Genomic DNA, 20277 nt, shown 5'->3' with positions numbered 1-20277 from the left:
GTATTACCTAAAGACTAACATTACCAATCTTAGGTTAAAACATATAGTGGATACAAAAAAAGAGTCAATAATGACTCTTTTTAAATTAATTTAATAAAATATTATTTACTACGTTGGGCTTGTTTTTTAGCGTTTTTAGCCTCTTTACGTTGCTGTAAAATAGCTTGTGCTTCATTACCAATGTGGCCTTCGCCACGCGCTTGTGCAAGCTCTATTTGCTTTTGTCGCTCAGCAAAACGTTCTCTCTGCTCATCGCTTACATTATCAATACAATGGTGACACGATACGCCTTCCATATATTCAGCTTTTAACTTTTCGTCTTCGGTGATTGGCATACGACACGCATGACATTGGTCATACGAGCCTTTTTGTAAGTCGTGATTAACCGCTACACGATTATCAAATACAAAACATTCGCCTTCCCACATGGTTTCATCTTTTGGTACTTCTTCAAGGTATTTTAAAATACCGCCTTCAAGATGGTACACTTCATCAAAGCCTTGCTCTTTCATATACGCTGTTGATTTTTCACAGCGGATACCGCCAGTACAAAACATAGCTACTTTTTTATGCTTGCTTGGATCAAGGTTTTCTTTAGCCCACTGCGGAAATTCACGGAATGTTTTGGTGTTAGGATCAACTGCGCTTTGAAAGGTGCCTATTTCAATTTCGTAATCGTTGCGGGTATCTATAAGTATCACTTCTGGGTCTGAAATTAATGCGTTCCATTCATTTGGCTTAACATAACTACCCACTACTTTTAGCGGATCGATGCCCTCAACCCCCATAGTCACAATTTCTTTTTTTAGTTTTACTTTGGTGCGGTAAAATGGGCATTCGTCATCGTAAGATTCTTTAGTAACAATGTTATTAAGGCTTGGCTGTTGTTCAAGCCATTTAAGAAAATTATCTATGCCAGCACGTTTAGCTGAAACCGTACCATTAATACCCTCAGAGGCGATTAGTAAAGTACCGCGAACTTCATTTGCCTCCATTACATCTAGTAATGGTTTTCTAAGCGCTTCAAACTCAGGTAATGCTACAAATTTATACAGTGCACACACTATAAAGTGCTCGCTGGTTAAATTGTCTTTATGAACAGCCGTCATATTTATTCCTATTTTGCTTTTTAATATATACCGAATCGTAAATCCGGCGCATCTTGGGCGCGTATTTTACGCTTTTTGTGATTAAATGCAAAAATTAGCCTTATAATTTGCATTTTACTGTTAGCCATACGCCTCTGTGGGCTATAATGCGCCGATAGAATTAAGATATAACTTGCTCATTTTGGAGAAACACACCTTGCACTTTACTGATCTTGGGATTGATAATCGCCTTGAAACACAACTAGCACATCAAGGGATCACCCAGCCTACCGACATTCAAGCACATGCAGTGCCTACAGCACTTGCAGGGCATGACATTTTCGCCCAGTCTAAAACAGGGTCAGGCAAAACCTTGGCGTTTTTATTACCCGCTGTTCAACGAGTAATGAAACAAAAAGCACTCAGTAAACGCGATCCTCGGGTACTTATTGTTGCTCCAACACGTGAGCTTGCTACGCAAGTATTTACACAACTGCGTTTATTAATCGCAGGTACAAACATTAAAGCCGTAAAAATACTCGGCGGCGAAAATTTTAATGACCAAATTAAAGCGCTTAGAAACGATCCGCAGTTTGTAGTTGCAACACCAGGTCGTCTAGCCGATCACCTTACAAAGCGTACGTTACAATTGAGCGGTCTTGAGCTACTTATTTTTGATGAAGCAGACCGTATCCTAGATTTAGGCTTTACCGAACAACTTAAAATGATTAATGACTTGGCCGATCATCGCCTGCGCCAAACATTATTGTTTTCGGCTACACTAGATCATGCACAAGTAGATGCACTATCACGCAACTTATTAAAAAAGCCTAAGCAAATAATGCTCAGCGCTGCAAACGAGCAACACTCAGATATTAAACAAAGCTTATATCTTGCTGATCATCTTGAGCATAAAGAAGCCTTACTTGAGCACTTTTTGAATCAAGACGATGTTGGCCAATGTATTATATTTACAGCTACCCGTGCAGATACCAGCCGTTTGAGCGAAGCGCTTTGCGCTAAAGGTTTTAAAGCACAGCCATTAGCAGGTGATTTAGCACAAAATAAGCGTCTCGATATTATGGATGCATTTAGCCGCGAAAACTTCAAAATATTAATAACCACAGATGTTGCGTCACGTGGCTTAGATTTACTCAGTGTTACCCATGTTATAAATTTTGATTTACCTAAACACGCTGAAGAATATGTTCACCGAATTGGGCGAACAGGTCGAGCTGGTTTTAAAGGCAGCGCACTGTCGTTAGTAGGCCCTAAAGATTGGCCAAGTTATTTAGCAATTAAAGCATTCTTAAATGATGAATTAAAGTTTGATAGCGTTGATGGTTTAAAAGCTAAATTTAAAGGGATTAAAGAAAAGAAACCAGTTGCAGTTTTAGCCACAGAAAAAACAGTAGCAGCTAAAAAGCCAGTGTTTAAACGCAAAGCTAAGCCTAAAAAACCATCAGCTCCCATTAAAGCCCCTATTAATATTGATGGCGATACTCCTATGCGCCGTAGAAAAAAGCCTGAACAGGAATAATTATGAGTTACCTTGGAACCACACAAACCTTATTTGTAAAAGAAGTTAGTAACGAAGGTGCTTACCTAGACGGCCACGATTTAGGCGAAGTATTTTTACCAAAACAAGAAATAAAACATGAGCTTGAAGCTGGAGATAGCATTAGCGTATTTATATTTTTAGATAATGCTAATTTACCTACAGCAACAATTAAAAAGCCTCATGCACAAGTAGGTGAATATGCCCTACTGCGTGTTAAAGAAATTAATAGTATTGGTGCCTTTTTAGATTGGGGCTTAGAAAAAGATGTACTAGCGCCGTTTAATGAGCAAAAACCGCGTATGCAAGAAGGTCATTCGTATTTAGTGCGTTTGTACCTAGACAATGCCAGTAAGCGTATTTGTGCATCAAATAACTTTAATCGTTTTTTATCTAAAGATGAGCCGCAATACACCCATTTACAAGAAGTCGATTTGATCATAGCGGGTAAAACTGACATTGGTTACAAAGTCCTTATTGAAGAATCTCACTTTGGTGTTATTTTTTACAATATGGTATTTAAAAGCTTATTTGTAGGTCAAAAACTAAAAGGCTTTATTCAAAAAGTACGTGAAGATGGCAAAATTGACGTTGTATTAGAAAAACCAGGTATGGCTAAAGTTAGTAATCTTGGCGATATTATAATGGAAAAGCTAAAAGAGGAAGGTGGCGTTATTGCTTTAGGTGATAAGTCTGATCCTGAAACAATTAAGAAAATATTTTCGACCAGTAAAGCTAATTATAAAAAGGCAATTGGTGGATTATTTAAACTAGGATTAATAGAAATTGAAGCGAAATCCATTCGCTTAAAATAACAATTTATTATTATGCGTTGAGTGTAGCCTAAGTGCTGCACTTAGCGCTTATAACTAACCTTTCACTACCCAATAATATATTTATACGGCAAAGTACATTGTGTATATTGCTTAGCGTAATTGAGCACTTCTTCTTTATTTTGCAAATTTAATGGCGCTAAACGAAATACTTTATCTTCACAATCTCGTTTAAGGCTATCATGGCTATCTACACATTCGTGTGAAGTTACATGCTGTTGACTTAATCTATCCTCATTTTTATAACAAAGGTGATAAGCGTAATTTTGCAATGTTTGTTTAAAATCGAATATATTTACGGGATATATAGCAACAATATCCGTAACTGTCGTTACTCCATCATACACTTTACTAGAAAAAACATATTTGTTTACTGAAAATCCAGCAACAATAATCACTATAGAACCTAACATTAGTCTCAAAATAAAACCCTTACTGCATTTTGATTTTATTAATGTAACATAAAACAAACATCTCGCAAGGGTTCTGGCAATAAAGTCTGAACTTTTGTTAAATTATTCCATAGATTTATTAACATCTGCCAAAACAGCAACAGGATTGTCTGCTTGAGTAATTGGACGTCCGATCACCAAGTAATCGCTGCCTGCATCTATAGCTTGTTTAGGAGTCATAATGCGTTTTTGATCGCCAGCATCACTCCCTACTGGGCGAATACCAGGCGTTACTAGCTTAAAGCCTGCGCCTAACTCTGCTTTTAATTGTTGTGCTTCTTGAGCAGAGCAAACAACACCATCAAGTCCTGCTTCTTTTGCCAACTTCGCTAAATAAATAACTTGCTCTTGTGGTGTTTTTTCTACGCCTAAACGCTTTAACTCTGTCTCATCCATACTCGTTAGCACGGTAACAGCAATTAATAATGGTGCTTTATCGCCAAATGGAGCTAGTGCTTGTTTAGCTTTGCTCATCATCTCAAAGCCACCACTTGCATGCACATTAACCATCCATACACCCATTTTTGCCGCCGCAGTCACTGCTTTTGCCACTGTGTTAGGAATATCATGAAATTTTAAATCTAAAAATACATCAAAACCTAAATCAATTAACTCTTTTACAAATGCAGGGCCAAAGTAAGTAAACATTTCTTTACCTACTTTAAGGCGACATGAATCGGGTGATAGCTGTTTTACAAAGTCTAAAGCGGCTTGCTGATCATCGTAATCGAGTGCAATAAGAATTTTTTTTGATTTTTCGAAAGGCATAACTATCCTACTTTATAGCGAAAGTGTTATTTGAAAACTAAAGAATTAAAATCCGTCTAAGCCCTTGCTTGGTACAGTAGTTTCCCAATGCTTACAAGAAGGACAATTCCAATAAATTGTATAACTAGTAAAGCCACAATGCTGACATTGAAAGTCTGGTTTGGTGGCAATATAAGAAGTGACCAGTTTATCTATTTGGTCGAGCACCTCTTTAGTATTTTTATCTTGAGCGCCCATTAGTTGTAATAAAAAACTAAACCCGCGTATGGTTGGTTGGCGCTTTAAGCTATCAGTTAAAAACTCAAAAGCTTGCTCTGTATTGCCTTGCTCTAACAAAGCTTGGCAATGTTGTATTTTTATTAGCACGCCACCTTTGTCGAGTAACTCACTGATCAGCTGATGAAATTGATGAGTTAAATTTAGATGCTTATAACAATGTGCTAATTTATCGACAAATAAAGGAGCAAAAAATGTAAATTGGCAAATTAATTCGCGCCAATAGTAAATTGCCTTTACGTAGTCTTCTTTAGTATATGCAGACAAACCAAGTTCATATAAAGGACGTATCGCTTTATGATTCAAACTAATGGCTTTGCGCATTAATGAGGGGTTATTATCACTTAACGCCAGCTCACAGTAAAAGTTAGCTATGGCTTTAAAGTGTTGTTCTTTTGAAAATAATTCACTATGCGCTTCAAACATATTAATCCCTTTTTGCCACTCTCGGGTTTGCGAATATAGAGTGATAATAGGATCTAATGCTTCACTGTGGTCCATTTTAACAAGCCAAACTAAATGCTCTTCGGCACTATCTAATAGCCCAGCCATAACATAATCCTCTGCTAATTCTAAACGACTAGCAGCAGCTTGTTGCTCATTAAGGCTTGGGTGTTTTAAAAGGAGTTCGTGAATTTTTATTGCGCGGTCTAGCTCGCCTCTGCGGCGAAACATAGTTGCAAGCGTTGAATAATGTTCAACCGAGTCAGCTGCAACTTCTAGTAAATTAATTAAATGTTCAAGACCTTGATCTTCTTCCCTGTCGAGTAAAAACTTTAAGCCTTTACTATATTCAGAGGTGATCTGCCGATTAAATTGATGAGCTTGATTTTTAGCACTGTTTTTTCCCATTATCCAGCCGTAACCGGCAGCCACAGGAAGTAGTAAAAATAACAGCTCAATCATAATTATGAGTCTTTATCAGCAGCAGGCTTTTTTTTACTTTGTTCAGGTGCTAACTGTTTTTTTAAACGATAATTTTGCCACTTAAGTTGTGAAAACAATTTAAAGCTTACAAAACAACCAATTACAACACCTAATAAAAAGCAAATACTTATTATAACGGCTAAAGGCAATGTATTGCTGGCTATAATATAGTTTATTTGTACTAATTGTGGATTTTGAGAACCCAATACAAATGCACTGATCAAGCAAAGTGCAACCAGAATAATTTTTAATACCTTAAACAAGTACCCTACTCCAATAAGTTAACTAGGCAATGCTCTCGTTTACACGATCACGTAATTCTTTACCTGGTTTAAAATGTGGTACATGTTTACCATCTAGCTCTACTGTTTCGCCAGTCTTAGGGTTACGACCGGTACGTGGAGCGCGATAATGCAAAGAAAAACTACCAAAACCTCTGATCTCAATACGATCTGAAGAAGATAATGAGCCGGCCATTTGTTCAAGAATTTCTTTTACTGCATTTTCAACATCTTTCACTGGAACGTGTGCGTGTTGCTGTGCAAGTGTTTCTATCAGTTCTGACTTAGTCATAGCATTTCCTTAAAAGAAATAATGGAAGGGCATAAACTGCCCTTCCAATTAAAGACTGATTAATTAGTCTTTTTGTGCATTTGCGAAAGCAGCAGCCATTGCGTTTTCAAACACTGGCTCGTCTTTCTTAAGCTTTTCTATTACTTCTTTCTCTTCAGCTTCGAAAAGAGCTTTAACAGATAAGCTTAAAGTGCGGTTCTTGCGATCAACACCAACATATTTAACTTCAATTTCGTCGCCTACAGAAACAACAGTAGTTGCATCTTCAACGCGCTCTTGAGCGATATCAGCTACACGGATGTAACCTTCAACGCCTTCGATAAGTTCAATAGTTGCGCCTTTAGCATCAACTTCAGTCACTTTACCTTTAACAATAGCACCTTTTTTGTTTGCATCAAGGTAGTTATTGAATGGGTCAGCTTCGATTTGCTTAACACCTAGAGAGATACGTTCGCGCTCTGGGTCAACTTGCAATACGATAGCAGTGATTTCGTCGCCTTTCTTGAATTCACGTACAGCGTCTTCGCCAGGTGTATTCCAAGAAATGTCTGAAAGGTGTACAAGACCATCAATACCACCGTCAAGACCGATAAAGATACCGAAGTCAGTGATTGATTTGATCTTACCAGTAACTTGGTCGCCTTTGTTTTGTAGACGAGCAAATTCCTGCCAAGGATTAGCAATACATTGCTTAAGACCAAGAGAAATACGACGACGTTCTTCGTCGATTTCAAGAACCATAACTTCAACGCTGTCGCCAAGGCTAACAACTTTTGAAGGATGGATGTTCTTGTTAGTCCAATCCATTTCAGAAACGTGAACTAAACCTTCAACGCCTTCTTCGATTTCCACGAAACAGCCGTAATCTGTAAGGTTAGTAACACGACCAGAAAGTTTAGAGCCTTCTGGGTAACGACCAGCGATAGCTGCCCATGGATCTTCGCCAAGCTGTTTAAGGCCTAGAGATACACGAGTTTTATCTTTGTCGAATTTAAGAACTTTAACTGCGATTTCGTCGCCAACATTAACGATTTCTGAAGGGTGCTTAACACGCTTCCACGCCATATCAGTAATGTGTAGTAGACCATCAACACCACCAAGGTCAACGAATGCACCGTAGTCAGTAAGGTTCTTAACGATACCTTGAACTTCTTGGCCTTCAACAAGGTTAGCAAGAAGCTCTTCACGTTCTTGTGAGTTTTCAGATTCGATAACTGCACGACGTGAAACAACAACGTTGTTACGTTTTTGATCAAGCTTGATTACTTTAAATTCAAGCTCTTTGCCTTCAAGGTGAGTTGTGTCACGTACTGGACGAACATCAACAAGTGAACCAGGTAGGAAAGCACGGATTGAATCAACTTCAACTGTGAAACCGCCTTTAACTTTACCGTTGATAACACCAGTAACAGTTTCTTGCTCTTCACATGCTTTCTCAAGACGGATCCACGCTTCGTGACGCTTCGCTTTCTCACGAGAAAGGATAGTTTCACCGAAACCGTCTTCAATTGCATCCAGTGCAACATCTACTTCGTCGCCAACAGCAACTTCAAGTTCACCAGCAGCATTTTTGAACTGCTCAGCAGGGATAGCACTTTCTGATTTAAGACCAGCATCTACAAGTACAATGTTGTTCTCGATTGAGATTACTGTACCTTTAACGATAGAGCCTTGCTCTGCTTCAAAACCCTTTAAGCTTTCTTCAAATAACTGCGCAAAATTTTCTGACATACGAATATACGTCTCTATATATTATACCAATAAGCAACCATGCTGCATGGGGTTGTTAAAATAGCACTGGCATCCTGCTGGTGCATAAAATGTATTTAGCTTCGTTTAGGAAGCCGACCTTCAGAGATAGCCGTATCCAATAAAGTTAATACCTTATCATATACTTGCTGTGCATTAAGCTCGCTAGTATCAAGCTCAATAGCATCCTCTGCAGGCACAAGTGGCGCAACGGCACGATTCATATCGCGATCATCACGCTCTTGAATGTCTTTTAATAGACCACTCAGTGTAACATTAAGACCGCGAGCATTCAACTCAACAAAACGTCGTTTGGCGCGTTCTTGTGCACTGGCGGTTAAAAATATTTTTAGCGGTGCATCTTTAAAAACCACAGTACCCATATCACGACCATCAGCAATTAGACCTCGTTCAGTTCTAAATGCGCGTTGGCGACGTAATAACGCTTCGCGTACGCGAGGTAGTGCTGCTACTTTTGATGCTGCAGCCCCTACTTCTTCGTTACGGATTGTGGTGGTTACATCCTCACCTTCTAAAACAACCTTTGCTGCATTAGTTTGACTATCTACCAAAAACTGCACATCTAAGTTAGCAGCTAAGGGAACTAATGCATCTTCGTTATCTAATGCGATTTGATGGTGAAGTGCCGCTAGAGATAAAACGCGGTAAATTGCGCCACTATCAAGTACATCCCATCCCAACTTTTCGGCTAACAAGCGACAAACAGTTCCTTTACCTGAACCACTTGGGCCATCTACGGTGATCACGGGCATTAATAACGCCTGCATTTAAACCTCCTACAATGCACACCTAAGTAAACCGCAATATTATACGTCAGTTATTTAAATAGATCGCTATTAGTGTGTAACTTTTTATTAATTAACATCAAAAACCTACTCACTAACTGATGCTAATACATTGAAAAATGTCGGAAATGTTTTATAAGTACACTTAGGATCATTAATCGTGATTGGCTTTCCACCTACGGCAACCATAGCAAAACACATGGCAATGCGATGGTCATCGTAAGTATCAATTGCCACATCGTTAAAGTGTTTCGGGGGAGTGATTTCTATAAAATCGTGCCCTTCTACAACTTCTGCGCCCACTTTTCTGAGCTCAGTTGCCATAGCGTGTAGTCGGTCGGTTTCTTTTACGCGCCAATTATAAATATTACGAATAGCCGTTGGCCCTTTAGCGAACAGAGCCACAGTGGCTAATGTCATTGCTGCATCAGGTATGGCATTTGCGTCAATATCAACACCGTTTAATTGGCCTTTACGAACAACTAAACGCTCATCATACCAATCTATTTTAGCGCCCACTTGTTCCATTACTTTAGCAAAGCCAATATCGCCTTGCACCGATTTAGCACCAACACCTTTAATTTCAATTTCGCCACCGGCAATTGCAGCTGCAGCTACAAAGTAAGATGCAGAAGACGCATCGCCTTCAACCATAATACGCTCAAGTGACTGGTACTGTTGACCACCTTTTACGGTAAAAGTTGCATAATTACTATGCTCAACTTCTATTCCAAAGCGTGCCATTACATCAAGGGTAATATCAATGTAGGGTTTAGATACTAAAGTGCCTTTAATCGTTATTTTGGTATCACCATTAAACAGTGGTGCAGCCATTAGTAATGCAGTTAAAAACTGACTTGATATACTGCCGTCAATTGCAACTTCACCACCGTTAATTTGCCCACCTATAATTTTAAGCGGTGGGTAATCTTTATTTTTGCTGTAAGTAATATCACCGCCAAGTGCTTGCAGCGCATCAACTAAATGCCCTATTGGGCGCTCTTCCATGCGTGGCTCGCCAATCAGTTCGTAGTCACCTGCAACCGCAGCAAGTACAGCGGTTAAAGGACGGTAAGCTGTGCCTGCATTACCTAAAAACAAAGGCTCTCTGGGGGTTTTAAATACCCCACCAACACCTTGTACTGTAGCAACTGTTCGCTCTTGGTTTAAACTAACGTTAACACCTAATAATTGTAACGCGCCCAACATATGGCGTATATCGTCACTATCAAGTAAGTTTTCAACAACAGTAGTGCCATTTGCTAATGCCGCTAATAACAATATACGGTTTGATAAGCTTTTTGAACCCGGCAGAGTGACGCTGCCATTAACACGCGAAATAGGTTCTAAGCGTAATTGTTCCATTAGCTATTTTCCTTTGCAAAAGCAGCCATAAAATCAACAAGCGCTTGCACGCCCTCAAGTGGCATTGCGTTGTAAATACTGGCGCGCATTCCACCTACAATTCTATGGCCTTCGAGTGCTAGCAAGCCTGCTTCGTTTGATTGAGTAACAAACCTACTGTTTAAGCTTTCATCATTTAACCAAAAAGGGACGTTCATACGCGAGCGACTATGCTTAGCTACTTTATTAGAATAAAAATCAGAATTATCGATAAAATTATAAAGTAGTTCAGCTTTTGCAATATTTTGTGCTTCCATGGCTTTTACACCACCATTTTGCTCAAGCCATTGGAATACTTCAGCCGCTAAATACCATGCAAATGTTGGTGGCGTATTAAACATACTGCCCTGCTTGGCCTCTAGTGCATAATCTAAAATACCTGGTTTAGGAAGCCCTTCACGTGCTAGTAATGTTTTACGTACGATAACGATTGCAATGCCCGAAGGACCTATATTTTTTTGTGCGCCAGCGTAAATTAAATCAAATTGATTAACGTCAATTTCACGCGATAAAATAGTTGACGACATATCTGCGATAATTGGCGCTGTTGGATGACTCGGTACATCAAAAATCTCTAAGCCATCAACGGTTTCGTTAGGACAATAGTGAATGTACGACGCATCTGCTGGCAACTGCCAGTCTGCCACTGCTTTAATCGAAAATTGACCATCGGTATCGTTACGAACATCGATAGCAGTAGTTTGGGTAAACTTATTTGCTTCATCCGTTGCACTTTTTGACCATACGCCGTTTTCGCAGTAAACCGCTGATTTATTTTCCTGATGTAAATTTAATGGCACAGCACTAAATTGACCGCGACCGCCGCCATGCATAAACAGCACTTCAAATTCATCGCTAATATTCATTAAACGACGCAGGCTCGCTTCACATTTTTTAGTGAGCGCTAAAAACTCTTTACTACGGTGACTCATTTCCATCACCGATACACCCAAACCTTGCCAATCTATAAATTCTTGTTGTGCTTTTTTCATTACTGCTGGCGGTAACATGGCCGGCCCCGCACAAAAATTATACTTACTCATTACCTTTTCCTCATTCCAGTAATTAAAAAATTAAACACCCGATTACCATTCAATCAGGTTATACACATTAAATTAAAGCTGTGATCATTAAGTGGGCTATAGCCTCACTCATAGTATTAAAGCCTTCATTACCTATAAAGCTGCATTAATGCAGCAAACAGAGCAATATAAAACAATTACTGAGAACAACTATATATATAAATTAACGTCTTGCAATTGAGTCTTTTTGCTATTGTAAAAATTATTTTATTGCGCAGTATTATTAATATTAATTTTATTCAACACCATTAAAAAAAGCGGCCAAGGCCGCTTTTTTAATCTCAATTATTCTGAAGGAGGATTATCATCCGCTACTTCATCAATAACCGTATCAACTGTTTCGACGTCTTCGATATCAATTAAGTCACTTTCGGTAACTTCAATCTCTTCTATACGTTGTAAACCAACTACTTGCTCTTCGTCAATAGTTCTGATCAAAATAACACCTTGCGTGTTACGTCCAACCGTAGAAACTTCATTAACGCGAGTTCGTACTAAGGTACCACGATTTGAAATAATCATTATTTCATCGTTATCGTCAACTTGTACAGCACCTACAACCGCACCATTACGCTCACTTACTTTAATAGACACTACACCTTGAGTCGCACGACTCTTCGCTGGGTAGTCTTCAAGTAAAGTACGTTTACCGTAGCCGTTTTCAGTCACGGTTAAAATAGCACCATCTGTTTTAGGCACAATTAACGATACTACGCGTTGTCCTTCAGGCATTTTAATACCACGAACACCTGTAGCTGTACGGCCCATAGGACGAACACCTTTGAAGCGAATCTCAGGGTTACCTTCTTCGTCTAGTACTGGGTTACCGTTTTCATCAACAACCGTTGTTTCTTCTGCTTCTTTAAAGCGTACTACTTTACCTGCATCGGTAAACAACATAATTTCGTTGCTGCCATCGGTAACATCAACACCAATTAGGCTATCGCCTTCATTTAGGTTAACCGCAATAATACCGCTTGCACGTTGACGACTGTATGCCGTTAGTGGTGTTTTCTTCACTGTACCAAATGCGGTTGCCATAAAGATGTATTTATCTTCTGCATACTCGCGTACTGGTAATATAGCGGTAATACGTTCATCTGCCTCAAGTGGTAATAAGTTAACAATTGGTTTGCCGCGCGCTGCACGACTTGCAAGTGGTAACTGATACACTTTAAGCCAATATAAACGACCAGCCGTTGAGAAACACAATATAGTATCGTGCGTATTAGCAACTAATAAACGTTCAATGAAATCTTCATCTTTCATCTTCGTTGCCGATTTACCTTTACCACCACGACGCTGCGCTTCGTAATCAGACAGAGCCTGATACTTAACATAACCTTCGTGAGAAAGCGTTACTACTACGTTTTCTTCGGTAATTAAATCTTCAAGGCTGATATCGTGTGCTGCGGCATTTATTTCAGTACGACGCTCATCACCATATTGCGCTTTAATTTCAACTAACTCATCGCGAATAACTTCCATTAAACGCTCTGGTGTTGCCAAAATATGTAAAAGCTCAGCAATTAAATCTAATAACGATTGGTATTCAGTTAGAATCTTTTCGTGTTCTAAACCCGTTAGCTTATGTAAGCGTAAATCTAGGATTGCTTGAGCTTGTTGCTCAGAAATAAAGTATTGACCATCGCGAATACCTAACTCAGCAGCTAACCAATCTGGGCGGGCAACGTTGTCTTCGCCTGCTTTATCAAGCATGGCTTTTACGTTACCTAATTCCCACGAACGCGCTGTTAAAGCAACTTTTGCTTCAGCAGGTGTTGGTGAATTACGAATAAGCTCAATAATTGGGTCGATGTTTGCCAGTGCAATTGCTAAACCTTCTAGCATATGTGCACGGTCACGCGCTTTGCGTAAATCAAAAACAGTACGACGAGTTACTACTTCACGGCGGTGAATAATAAACTCTTCAAGCATTTCTTTTAAATTAAAGCACTTAGGCTGGTTGTTAATTAACGCAACCATATTCATACCAAACACAGTTTGTAACTGCGTTTGCGCATATAAATTATTTAAAATAACTTCGCCTACGTCACCACGTTTAATCTCAATAACGATACGCATACCGTCTTTATCTGATTCATCACGTAGCGCACTAATACCTTCAATTTTTTTATCTTTAACCAGCTCAGCAATTTTTTCAATTAGGCGCGCTTTGTTAACTTGATAAGGTATTTCGTGAACAATGATAGTTTCACGATGCGTTTTTTCATCTACTTCTATTTCAGCGCGGGCACGCATGTACACTTTACCACGGCCAGTTAAATAGGCTTGCTCTATGCCTTTTTTACCGTTGATAATTGCAGCAGTTGGGAAATCTGGGCCCGGGATATAATCCATTAACTCTAAAATAGATAATTCAGGGTTTTGAATGAGTGCTAAACAGCCATTTACCACTTCAGTTAAGTTATGAGGTGGAATGTTTGTTGCCATACCTACCGCAATACCCGATGAACCGTTTACTAATAAGTTAGGAACTCTGGTTGGTAAAACGTCAGGGATTTGCTCAGTGCCGTCGTAGTTAGGAACGAAATCAACCGTTTCTTTTTCAAGATCGGCTAATAATTCATGCGACATTTTTGCCATACGTACTTCTGTATAACGCATTGCCGCTGCTGAATCACCATCAACCGAACCGAAGTTACCTTGACCATCTACTAGCATATAACGCAGTGAGAATGGCTGTGCCATACGTACTATAGTGTCGTAAACAGCACTATCGCCGTGTGGGTGGTATTTACCGATTACGTCACCGACAACACGTGCCGATTTTTTGTAAGGCTTGTTCCAATCATTACTAAGCTCGTTCATTGCAAACAAAACGCGGCGGTGAACAGGTTTTAAGCCATCACGCACGTCTGGTAATGCACGTCCTACAATTACGCTCATTGCGTAATCTAAGTAGGAGTTTTTTAACTCGTCTTCAATATTGACTGGCAGAATGCCATGGGCGAGATCAGTCATTGATATCACATTCCTTCAGTATCAGCTCTTAAACACCCACTATTAGGTATCAAGAGAATTTGTTATTATTACTAAAGAAACATGCTACCACAATTTTTTTAGATTTACAGGCGCAAAACTTTGCGATTTACCAATTTAGCCCTATATAATGCCCCCAGATTGACGAGGAAGTATTTTATGACCGAACATCAAAATGTAGATCACGCAGAAATTGCAAAATTTGAGGCCATCGCAGAGCGGTGGTGGGATTTAGACGGGGAATTTAAACCGCTTCACGAAATAAACCCCTTACGTTTAGACTTTATAGCCAATAAAACTGGCGGTCTATTTGACAAAGAAACACTAGATGTAGGTTGTGGCGGCGGTATTTTAAGCCAAAGCATGGCGCGCATGGGGGCAAAGGTAACCGGCATAGATATGGGCCAAGAGCCTTTAACTGTTGCCAAATTACACAGCCTAGAGACAGGCGTACATGTAGAGTATATTAAAGTACCTGCTGAACAATATGCATCCGAGCACCCTGCTCGCTTTGATGTAGTAACCTGTATGGAAATGCTGGAGCATGTACCCGATCCGGCTTCTATTATTCATGCTGTTGCAGAGCTTGCAAAACCCGGTGCTGATGTGTTTTTTTCAACACTTAATAAAACCCCTAAAGCCTATTTGTACGCCATTATTGGTGCAGAAAAGTTATTAAAAATGGTGCCTGAAGGCACTCACGATCATAAAAAGTTTATTAAACCAGCACAGTTAATTGCCTGGGCTGAACAAGCGGGTTTAAAAGTGCGCGCCAGTGCTGGGTTATCTTATAATCCATTATCTAAGCAGTACTCGCTTAATACCGACGTAAGCGTAAATTATATTCTGCATTTTGAGAAGTTAGCGTAATGGCTAGCTCTCAATCAACGTCACCTACTATAGAGTACGATGCTTTTTTATTTGACTTAGATGGCACTTTACTCGATACCGCTGATGACTTAGGTGCAGCTTTAAATACCGTACTGCGTTCGCAGCAATTAGATACAGTAAGTCGTGAGGTATATCGCGCTGCTGCATCTAATGGCGCAGCAGCCTTGTTAGAGGTCGGTTTTAAAGATAAATGGGGTGAGCAACCGCAAGCACAACTCGTTAAGCAATTAATTGATGCCTACGCGGCTAACATAGCCAAACACACCACGTGCTTTGCTGGTATTGAGCCACTACTTTTCGAACTGGAGCGAAAAAACATCAAATGGGGGATCATGACTAACAAACCCGGATTTTTAACCGCCCCTTTAGTAGCCGCGATCCCTGCTTTAAAAAATGCCTGCGTGGTTATCAGTGGCGATACTTTAGCTGAAGCTAAACCTTCGCCTTTACCTTTACTACATTGTGCCAAGCTAATGGGCGTTGCGCCTAATCGTTGCTTGTACATTGGCGATGCTTTGCGTGACATTCAAGCAGGTAAAGCGGCAGGTATGCACACCGCAACCGCACTTTGGGGTTACGTGCCTAACTTAACCGAAGTTTTGAGCTGGCAGGCCGATTTTAATTGGCAAAGCCCTATTGAAGGTTTTAACCATATATAGTGCTATGTTAATTATCAAACACTATATATTGTGATTGTGTTAGTTTTCACACAAAGCCTGCTGATAAAAAAAGCAGTCAAAATATATTTTTAAAAAGCGTAAATTTAGTAGATCCTTAGTTGATTTTTGTAAATTTCAACTTAACCGAATGTTCGAAGGTTAATGCTTACTAACACAAATGTGTTATCCCGACGTTATCCACAATTAGGGGCAATTCTGTCCCTTGCAAAACAACGCGGACCACACTATCTTGTGATCTCTAATTTGAACAACACCAGATATTGTGGCTAAATGTTATTCAATAAAATCGCCTGAATTGGTGTAAACAATAATAAATGAATAGATACTCTGTTATTTTGGAGTATTAATCATTGGTCAAAATACTTAATTTCCAAGGAATACAGGCAAAACTATGAACCAACAGTTATCTGTAAGCAAACGTGACGGCCGTAAAGAGCCACTTGATCTTGACAAGATCCATCGCGTTATTGAATGGGCCGCCGAAGGGTTAAATAACGTTTCGGTTTCGCAAGTTGAATTAAAATCACACATTCAATTTTACGACGGTATTCGTACTAAAGATATTCACGAAACCATCATTAAAGCTGCAGCCGATCAGATTTCAAAAGAATCTCCTGATTATCAGTATTTGTCAGCACGTTTAGCTGTATTCCATTTACGTAAAAAAGCGTATGGCCAATTTGAGCCACCACGTTTATTTGATCATGTAACAAAAATGGTTGGCGACAAACGCTACGACGCTCACCTACTGGTAGATTACACCGAGCAAGAGCTTGACGAATTAGACGAATACCTAGATCACAGCCGTGACCTTAACTTTAGTTATGCTGCGGTTAAACAGCTTGAAGGTAAATACTTAGTTCAAAACCGTGTAACCGGTGAGATTTATGAAAGCGCGCAGTTTTTATATATTTTAGTCGCAGCTAGCTTGTTTGCTGACTACCCTCGCGATACACGTATTGCGTATATAAAACGTTTTTACGATGCGATTTCATTGTTTAAAATTTCACTGCCTACGCCAATTATGGCAGGTGTTCGTACGCCAACACGCCAGTTTAGCTCGTGTGTATTAATTGAATGTGGTGACAGCCTTGATTCAATTAACGCCACCTCGTCTGCAATTGTTAAATACGTATCGCAACGTGCCGGCATTGGCATTAACGCAGGTCGCATTCGTGCACTGGGTAGCCACATTCGCAATGGCGAAGCGTACCATACGGGTTGTATTCCTTTTTATAAGCACTTTCAAACAGCGGTTAAAAGCTGTTCGCAAGGCGGTGTACGTGGCGGCGCAGCAACCTTGTTCTACCCGCTTTGGCATTTAGAAGTAGAAAACCTGTTAGTACTTAAAAATAACCGCGGGGTTGATGACAACCGCGTGCGTCATTTAGATTACGGCGTACAGTTTAATAAACTAATGTACTCACGTTTAATTAAAGACGACTACATTACCTTGTTTAGCCCCTCTGATGTGCCAGGCCTTTACGATGCATTTTTTGAAGACCAAGACGAGTTTGACGCGCTTTATGTAAAATACGAACAAGACGAATCAATTCGTAAAAAACGCATTAAAGCTATTGAACTGTTCTCAATGTTTGCGCAAGAACGTGCAAGTACCGGTCGTATTTACTTACAAAACGTTGACCACTGTAATACGCACAGCCCGTTCATTGCTAAAGTGGCACCTATTCGCCAATCTAATTTATGTTTAGAAATTGCATTACCAACTAAGCCGTTGGATAACGTAAACGACGAAGAAGGCGAAATTGCGCTATGTACACTCTCTGCATTTAACTTAGGGGCTATTGAGTCACTAGATGAACTTGAAGAATTGGCTGAGCTTGCTGTACGCGCTTTAGATAACTTACTTGATTTTCAAGACTACCCTGTACCGGCTGCAAAAAATGCCACTATGGGTCGTCGTACTCTAGGAATAGGCGTAATTAACTACGCATACTACCTAGCTAAAAACGGTAAGCGTTATTCAGATGGCAGCGCAAATGCACTAACGCACAAAACATTTGAAGCGATTCAATACTACTTAATGAAAGCATCAAACGAGCTTGCTAAAGAGCGTGGTGCATGTCCTAAGTTTAACGAAACAACCTACTCTCAAGGTATAATGCCAACAGATACGTACAAGCGAGATCTTGACAAAATTTGTGATGAGCCACTACACCTTGATTGGGATGCATTACGTGCCAGCATTAAAGAGCACGGTATGCGTAACTCAACAGTAAGTGCGCTAATGCCATCAGAAACATCGTCGCAAATTTCTAACGCAACAAACGGTATTGAGCCACCACGTGGTCATATTAGCGTTAAAGCAAGTAAAGACGGTATTTTAAAGCAAGTTGTACCTGAATATGAACGTTTAAAAGATAACTACGAGTTACTGTGGGATATTCCTTCAAACGATGGTTACTTACAACTTGTGGGTATAATGCAAAAATTTATTGATCAGTCTATTTCGGCCAATACAAATTATGATCCTGGTAAGTTTGAAGGCGGTCGCGTACCGATGAAAGTCTTATTAAAAGATTTGCTTAGCGCCTACAAACTGGGTGTTAAAACCTTGTACTATCACAATACCCGCGATGGTGCATCTGATGCACAAGAAGATACACCGGATCTTGAAGATGATGATTGCGCAGGCGGCGCGTGTAAAATTTAATTTTTGAGTTTTTATTTTAAGCGGGCACTAAGCCCGCTTTATTCTGATAGTTTTTTGAGTGATAAACATGTCTTATACTACCTTTAGTCGTAAACATAATAACCAAATGGAAGAGCCAATGTTTTTTGGCCAAACCGTTAACGTATCTCGTTATGATCAACAAAAATACCCTATTTTTGAAAAACTAATTGAAAAGCAGCTTTCGTTTTTTTGGCGCCCAGAAGAAGTAGACGTAAGCAAAGACCGCTTAGACTTTCAAGCATTACCTGATCATGAAAAGCATATATTTTTAAGTAACTTAAAATATCAAACATTGCTTGATAGCGTACAAGGGCGTTCACCAAACGTAGCCCTACTACCTATTGTATCGCTACCAGAGTTAGAAACATGGATAGAAACGTGGGCGTTTAGTGAAACGATTCATAGCCGCTCGTACACGCATATTATTCGTAATGTTACCCAAGCACCTGAACTTATTTTTGATGACATAGTTAGCAATGATAAAATTAGTGAACGTGCCGATGCGGTAACAAAATACTACGATGATTTAATTAACTCAGTGTCGCTTTATAATTTATACGGTGAAGGCAAACACGAGATTAACGGTAAATCTGTTGTTGTTAATTTATTTGAGCTGAAAAAGAAACTTTACCTGGCAATGATGTCGGTAAATATTTTAGAAGCGATTCGTTTTTATGTCAGCTTTGCCTGCTCGTTTGCGTTTGCTGAGCGTGAATTGATGGAAGGTAACGCTAAAATAATCAAGCTTATTGCCCGCGATGAAGCGCTACATTTATCTGGCACTCAGCATATTTTAAATATTATGCAAGACGGTAAAGACGATCCAGAAATGGCGATTGTTGCCGCGCAGTGCCGCGACGAAGCAATTAAAATGTTTGTGGACGCTGCAGAGCAAGAAAAAGAATGGGCCGAGTACTTATTCAAAGATGGCTCAATGATTGGCTTAAATAAACACATTTTATGTCAGTACGTTGAATACATTACCAACGCTCGAATGACAGCCATTGGTTTTCCTGCACAGTTTAAAAACAACAGTAATCCCATCCCATGGATAAACTCTTGGTTGGTGTCAGATAACGTGCAAGTAGCACCACAAGAAGCTGAAATTAGCTCCTACCTTGTTGGTCAAATAGACTCGCAAGTTGATGCCTCTGAATTTGGTGACTTTGATTTATAATGACTGATCGACCTACTGCAAGCATTACGCTTGCAGATAACAGCCAGTGCATAGAATTTAGCACTGGCTGCCCTTCTGTTTTACACTGCCTAGAATCTCAACAGATAGAAGTGGCCTTTCAATGCCGCGAAGGCTATTGCGGTGCCTGCAGAGCGACTTTAGTGTCGGGTAAAGTTGATTATAATGAAGAGCCTCTAGCGTTTGTACGCGACGGCGAAATACTGTTGTGCTGCTGCAAACCTAATGGCGACATACATATTAAACTTTAACTTCATTTAAACCAAACAGTCTAAAAATCACTCTCTAATCAGTTTT

The 20277-nt window shown here is 39.7% G+C and carries 18 protein-coding genes; 7 read left to right on the top strand and 11 right to left on the bottom strand.

The genetic code is table 11. From position 1 onward, the window contains the following. Positions 1-101 precede the first annotated feature (101 nt). Positions 102-1109 (bottom strand): rhodanese-related sulfurtransferase, encoded by a 1008-nt coding sequence (locus tag CIK86_RS05830; protein WP_086996089.1) that lies wholly within the window; start codon positions 1107-1109, stop codon positions 102-104. A gap of 196 nt (positions 1110-1305) precedes the next feature. On the opposite strand from CIK86_RS05830, the gene CIK86_RS05825 reads away from it, so the two are divergent. Together CIK86_RS05825 and CIK86_RS05820 are read left to right on the top strand one after the other, a co-directional pair. Next, the gene (locus CIK86_RS05825) at positions 1306-2628 is read left to right on the top strand and encodes a DEAD/DEAH box helicase (RefSeq protein WP_086996086.1); all 1323 of its coding nucleotides are present in this window, start codon (positions 1306-1308) and stop codon (positions 2626-2628) included. Between the two features lie 2 nt (positions 2629-2630). Beyond that, a complete protein-coding gene (locus CIK86_RS05820) occupies positions 2631-3461 on the top strand; it encodes a S1-like domain-containing RNA-binding protein (protein WP_086996083.1) in 831 nt (276 codons plus the stop codon). 65 nt (positions 3462-3526) lie between these two features. On the opposite strand, the gene CIK86_RS05815 is transcribed toward CIK86_RS05820, so the two are convergent. The 10 genes from CIK86_RS05815 to gyrA all read right to left on the bottom strand — a co-directional run bounded on the left by CIK86_RS05815 (position 3527) and on the right by gyrA (position 14501). Continuing rightward, positions 3527-3901 carry a hypothetical protein gene (locus CIK86_RS05815; RefSeq protein WP_172459228.1) on the bottom strand — a complete coding sequence of 125 codons (375 nt, stop codon included), beginning with the start codon at positions 3899-3901 and terminating at the stop codon, positions 3527-3529. Positions 3902-3994: 93 nt separating this feature from the next. Next, positions 3995-4699, bottom strand: coding sequence for an orotidine-5'-phosphate decarboxylase (gene pyrF / locus CIK86_RS05810; protein ID WP_086996074.1), 705 nt, complete (start codon positions 4697-4699; stop codon positions 3995-3997). A 45-nt stretch (positions 4700-4744) separates the two neighbouring features. Next, positions 4745-5881: a lipopolysaccharide assembly protein LapB gene (lapB, locus tag CIK86_RS05805; protein ID WP_086996072.1), complete on the bottom strand. Its 1137-nt coding sequence runs from the start codon at positions 5879-5881 to the stop codon at positions 4745-4747. 2 nt (positions 5882-5883) lie between these two features. Further along, positions 5884-6165, bottom strand: a complete 282-nt coding sequence (locus CIK86_RS05800; protein WP_086996069.1) for a LapA family protein — start codon at positions 6163-6165, stop codon at positions 5884-5886. Between the two features lie 22 nt (positions 6166-6187). Then, entirely contained in the window at positions 6188-6475 is a 288-nt protein-coding gene (gene ihfB, locus CIK86_RS05795; RefSeq protein WP_011328106.1) for an integration host factor subunit beta, read from the bottom strand. 63 nt (positions 6476-6538) lie between these two features. Continuing rightward, positions 6539-8206: a 30S ribosomal protein S1 gene (gene rpsA, locus CIK86_RS05790; RefSeq protein ID WP_086996065.1), complete on the bottom strand. Its 1668-nt coding sequence runs from the start codon at positions 8204-8206 to the stop codon at positions 6539-6541. A gap of 95 nt (positions 8207-8301) precedes the next feature. Next, on the bottom strand, positions 8302-9012 hold the full coding sequence (gene cmk, locus CIK86_RS05785) for a (d)CMP kinase (protein WP_011328104.1): 711 nt from the start codon (positions 9010-9012) through the stop codon (positions 8302-8304). Between the two features lie 105 nt (positions 9013-9117). Next, a complete protein-coding gene (aroA, locus tag CIK86_RS05780) occupies positions 9118-10395 on the bottom strand; it encodes a 3-phosphoshikimate 1-carboxyvinyltransferase (RefSeq protein ID WP_086996061.1) in 1278 nt (425 codons plus the stop codon). Then, a complete protein-coding gene (serC, locus tag CIK86_RS05775; protein WP_086996058.1) occupies positions 10395-11477 on the bottom strand; it encodes a 3-phosphoserine/phosphohydroxythreonine transaminase in 1083 nt (360 codons plus the stop codon). Before serC ends, aroA begins: the two co-directional genes overlap by 1 nt. A gap of 324 nt (positions 11478-11801) precedes the next feature. Continuing rightward, positions 11802-14501, bottom strand: coding sequence for a DNA topoisomerase (ATP-hydrolyzing) subunit A (gene gyrA / locus CIK86_RS05770; RefSeq protein ID WP_011328101.1), 2700 nt, complete (start codon positions 14499-14501; stop codon positions 11802-11804). A gap of 177 nt (positions 14502-14678) precedes the next feature. Between gyrA and ubiG the strand changes: the two genes are divergently transcribed. From ubiG to yfaE, 5 genes are all read left to right on the top strand, one after another. After that, on the top strand, positions 14679-15389 hold the full coding sequence (gene ubiG, locus CIK86_RS05765) for a bifunctional 2-polyprenyl-6-hydroxyphenol methylase/3-demethylubiquinol 3-O-methyltransferase UbiG (RefSeq protein ID WP_086996055.1): 711 nt from the start codon (positions 14679-14681) through the stop codon (positions 15387-15389). Continuing rightward, complete coding sequence (locus CIK86_RS05760; protein ID WP_086996052.1) at positions 15389-16069, top strand: HAD-IA family hydrolase; 681 nt, start codon at positions 15389-15391, stop codon at positions 16067-16069. Before ubiG ends, CIK86_RS05760 begins: the two co-directional genes overlap by 1 nt. Before the next feature lie 412 nt (positions 16070-16481). Continuing rightward, positions 16482-18764 carry a class 1a ribonucleoside-diphosphate reductase subunit alpha gene (gene nrdA / locus CIK86_RS05755; protein ID WP_011328098.1) on the top strand — a complete coding sequence of 761 codons (2283 nt, stop codon included), beginning with the start codon at positions 16482-16484 and terminating at the stop codon, positions 18762-18764. 67 nt (positions 18765-18831) lie between these two features. Continuing rightward, positions 18832-19962 carry a class Ia ribonucleoside-diphosphate reductase subunit beta gene (nrdB, locus tag CIK86_RS05750; RefSeq protein ID WP_011328097.1) on the top strand — a complete coding sequence of 377 codons (1131 nt, stop codon included), beginning with the start codon at positions 18832-18834 and terminating at the stop codon, positions 19960-19962. Next, a complete protein-coding gene (gene yfaE, locus CIK86_RS05745; RefSeq protein WP_011328096.1) occupies positions 19962-20231 on the top strand; it encodes a class I ribonucleotide reductase maintenance protein YfaE in 270 nt (89 codons plus the stop codon). The genes nrdB and yfaE overlap by 1 nt, the downstream gene beginning before the upstream one ends. The last annotated feature ends 46 nt before the right edge of the window (positions 20232-20277 follow it).

The organism is Pseudoalteromonas sp. JB197 (assembly GCF_002332205.1).
GTDB classification, from domain to species: domain Bacteria; phylum Pseudomonadota; class Gammaproteobacteria; order Enterobacterales; family Alteromonadaceae; genus Pseudoalteromonas; species Pseudoalteromonas nigrifaciens.
Note: the sequence above shows the minus strand (reverse complement) of the source record. Positions and strands in the feature narration are given on the sequence as shown.

Excerpts from the sequence above, each read along its gene's own strand:
- CIK86_RS05830 (WP_086996089.1), bottom strand. The coding sequence starts at position 1,109 with ATGACGGCTGTTCATAAAGACAATTTAACCAGCGAGCACTTTATAGTG.
- CIK86_RS05820 (WP_086996083.1), top strand. The coding sequence starts at position 2,631 with ATGAGTTACCTTGGAACCACACAAACCTTATTTGTAAAAGAAGTTAGT.
- pyrF (WP_086996074.1), bottom strand. The coding sequence starts at position 4,699 with ATGCCTTTCGAAAAATCAAAAAAAATTCTTATTGCACTCGATTACGAT.
- lapB (WP_086996072.1), bottom strand. The coding sequence starts at position 5,881 with ATGATTGAGCTGTTATTTTTACTACTTCCTGTGGCTGCCGGTTACGGC.
- ihfB (WP_011328106.1), bottom strand. The coding sequence starts at position 6,475 with ATGACTAAGTCAGAACTGATAGAAACACTTGCACAGCAACACGCACAC.
- rpsA (WP_086996065.1), bottom strand. The coding sequence starts at position 8,206 with ATGTCAGAAAATTTTGCGCAGTTATTTGAAGAAAGCTTAAAGGGTTTT.
- cmk (WP_011328104.1), bottom strand. The coding sequence starts at position 9,012 with ATGCAGGCGTTATTAATGCCCGTGATCACCGTAGATGGCCCAAGTGGT.
- aroA (WP_086996061.1), bottom strand. The coding sequence starts at position 10,395 with ATGGAACAATTACGCTTAGAACCTATTTCGCGTGTTAATGGCAGCGTC.
- serC (WP_086996058.1), bottom strand. The coding sequence starts at position 11,477 with ATGAGTAAGTATAATTTTTGTGCGGGGCCGGCCATGTTACCGCCAGCA.
- gyrA (WP_011328101.1), bottom strand. The coding sequence starts at position 14,501 with ATGACTGATCTCGCCCATGGCATTCTGCCAGTCAATATTGAAGACGAG.
- ubiG (WP_086996055.1), top strand. The coding sequence starts at position 14,679 with ATGACCGAACATCAAAATGTAGATCACGCAGAAATTGCAAAATTTGAG.
- CIK86_RS05760 (WP_086996052.1), top strand. The coding sequence starts at position 15,389 with ATGGCTAGCTCTCAATCAACGTCACCTACTATAGAGTACGATGCTTTT.
- nrdA (WP_011328098.1), top strand. The coding sequence starts at position 16,482 with ATGAACCAACAGTTATCTGTAAGCAAACGTGACGGCCGTAAAGAGCCA.
- nrdB (WP_011328097.1), top strand. The coding sequence starts at position 18,832 with ATGTCTTATACTACCTTTAGTCGTAAACATAATAACCAAATGGAAGAG.
- yfaE (WP_011328096.1), top strand. The coding sequence starts at position 19,962 with ATGACTGATCGACCTACTGCAAGCATTACGCTTGCAGATAACAGCCAG.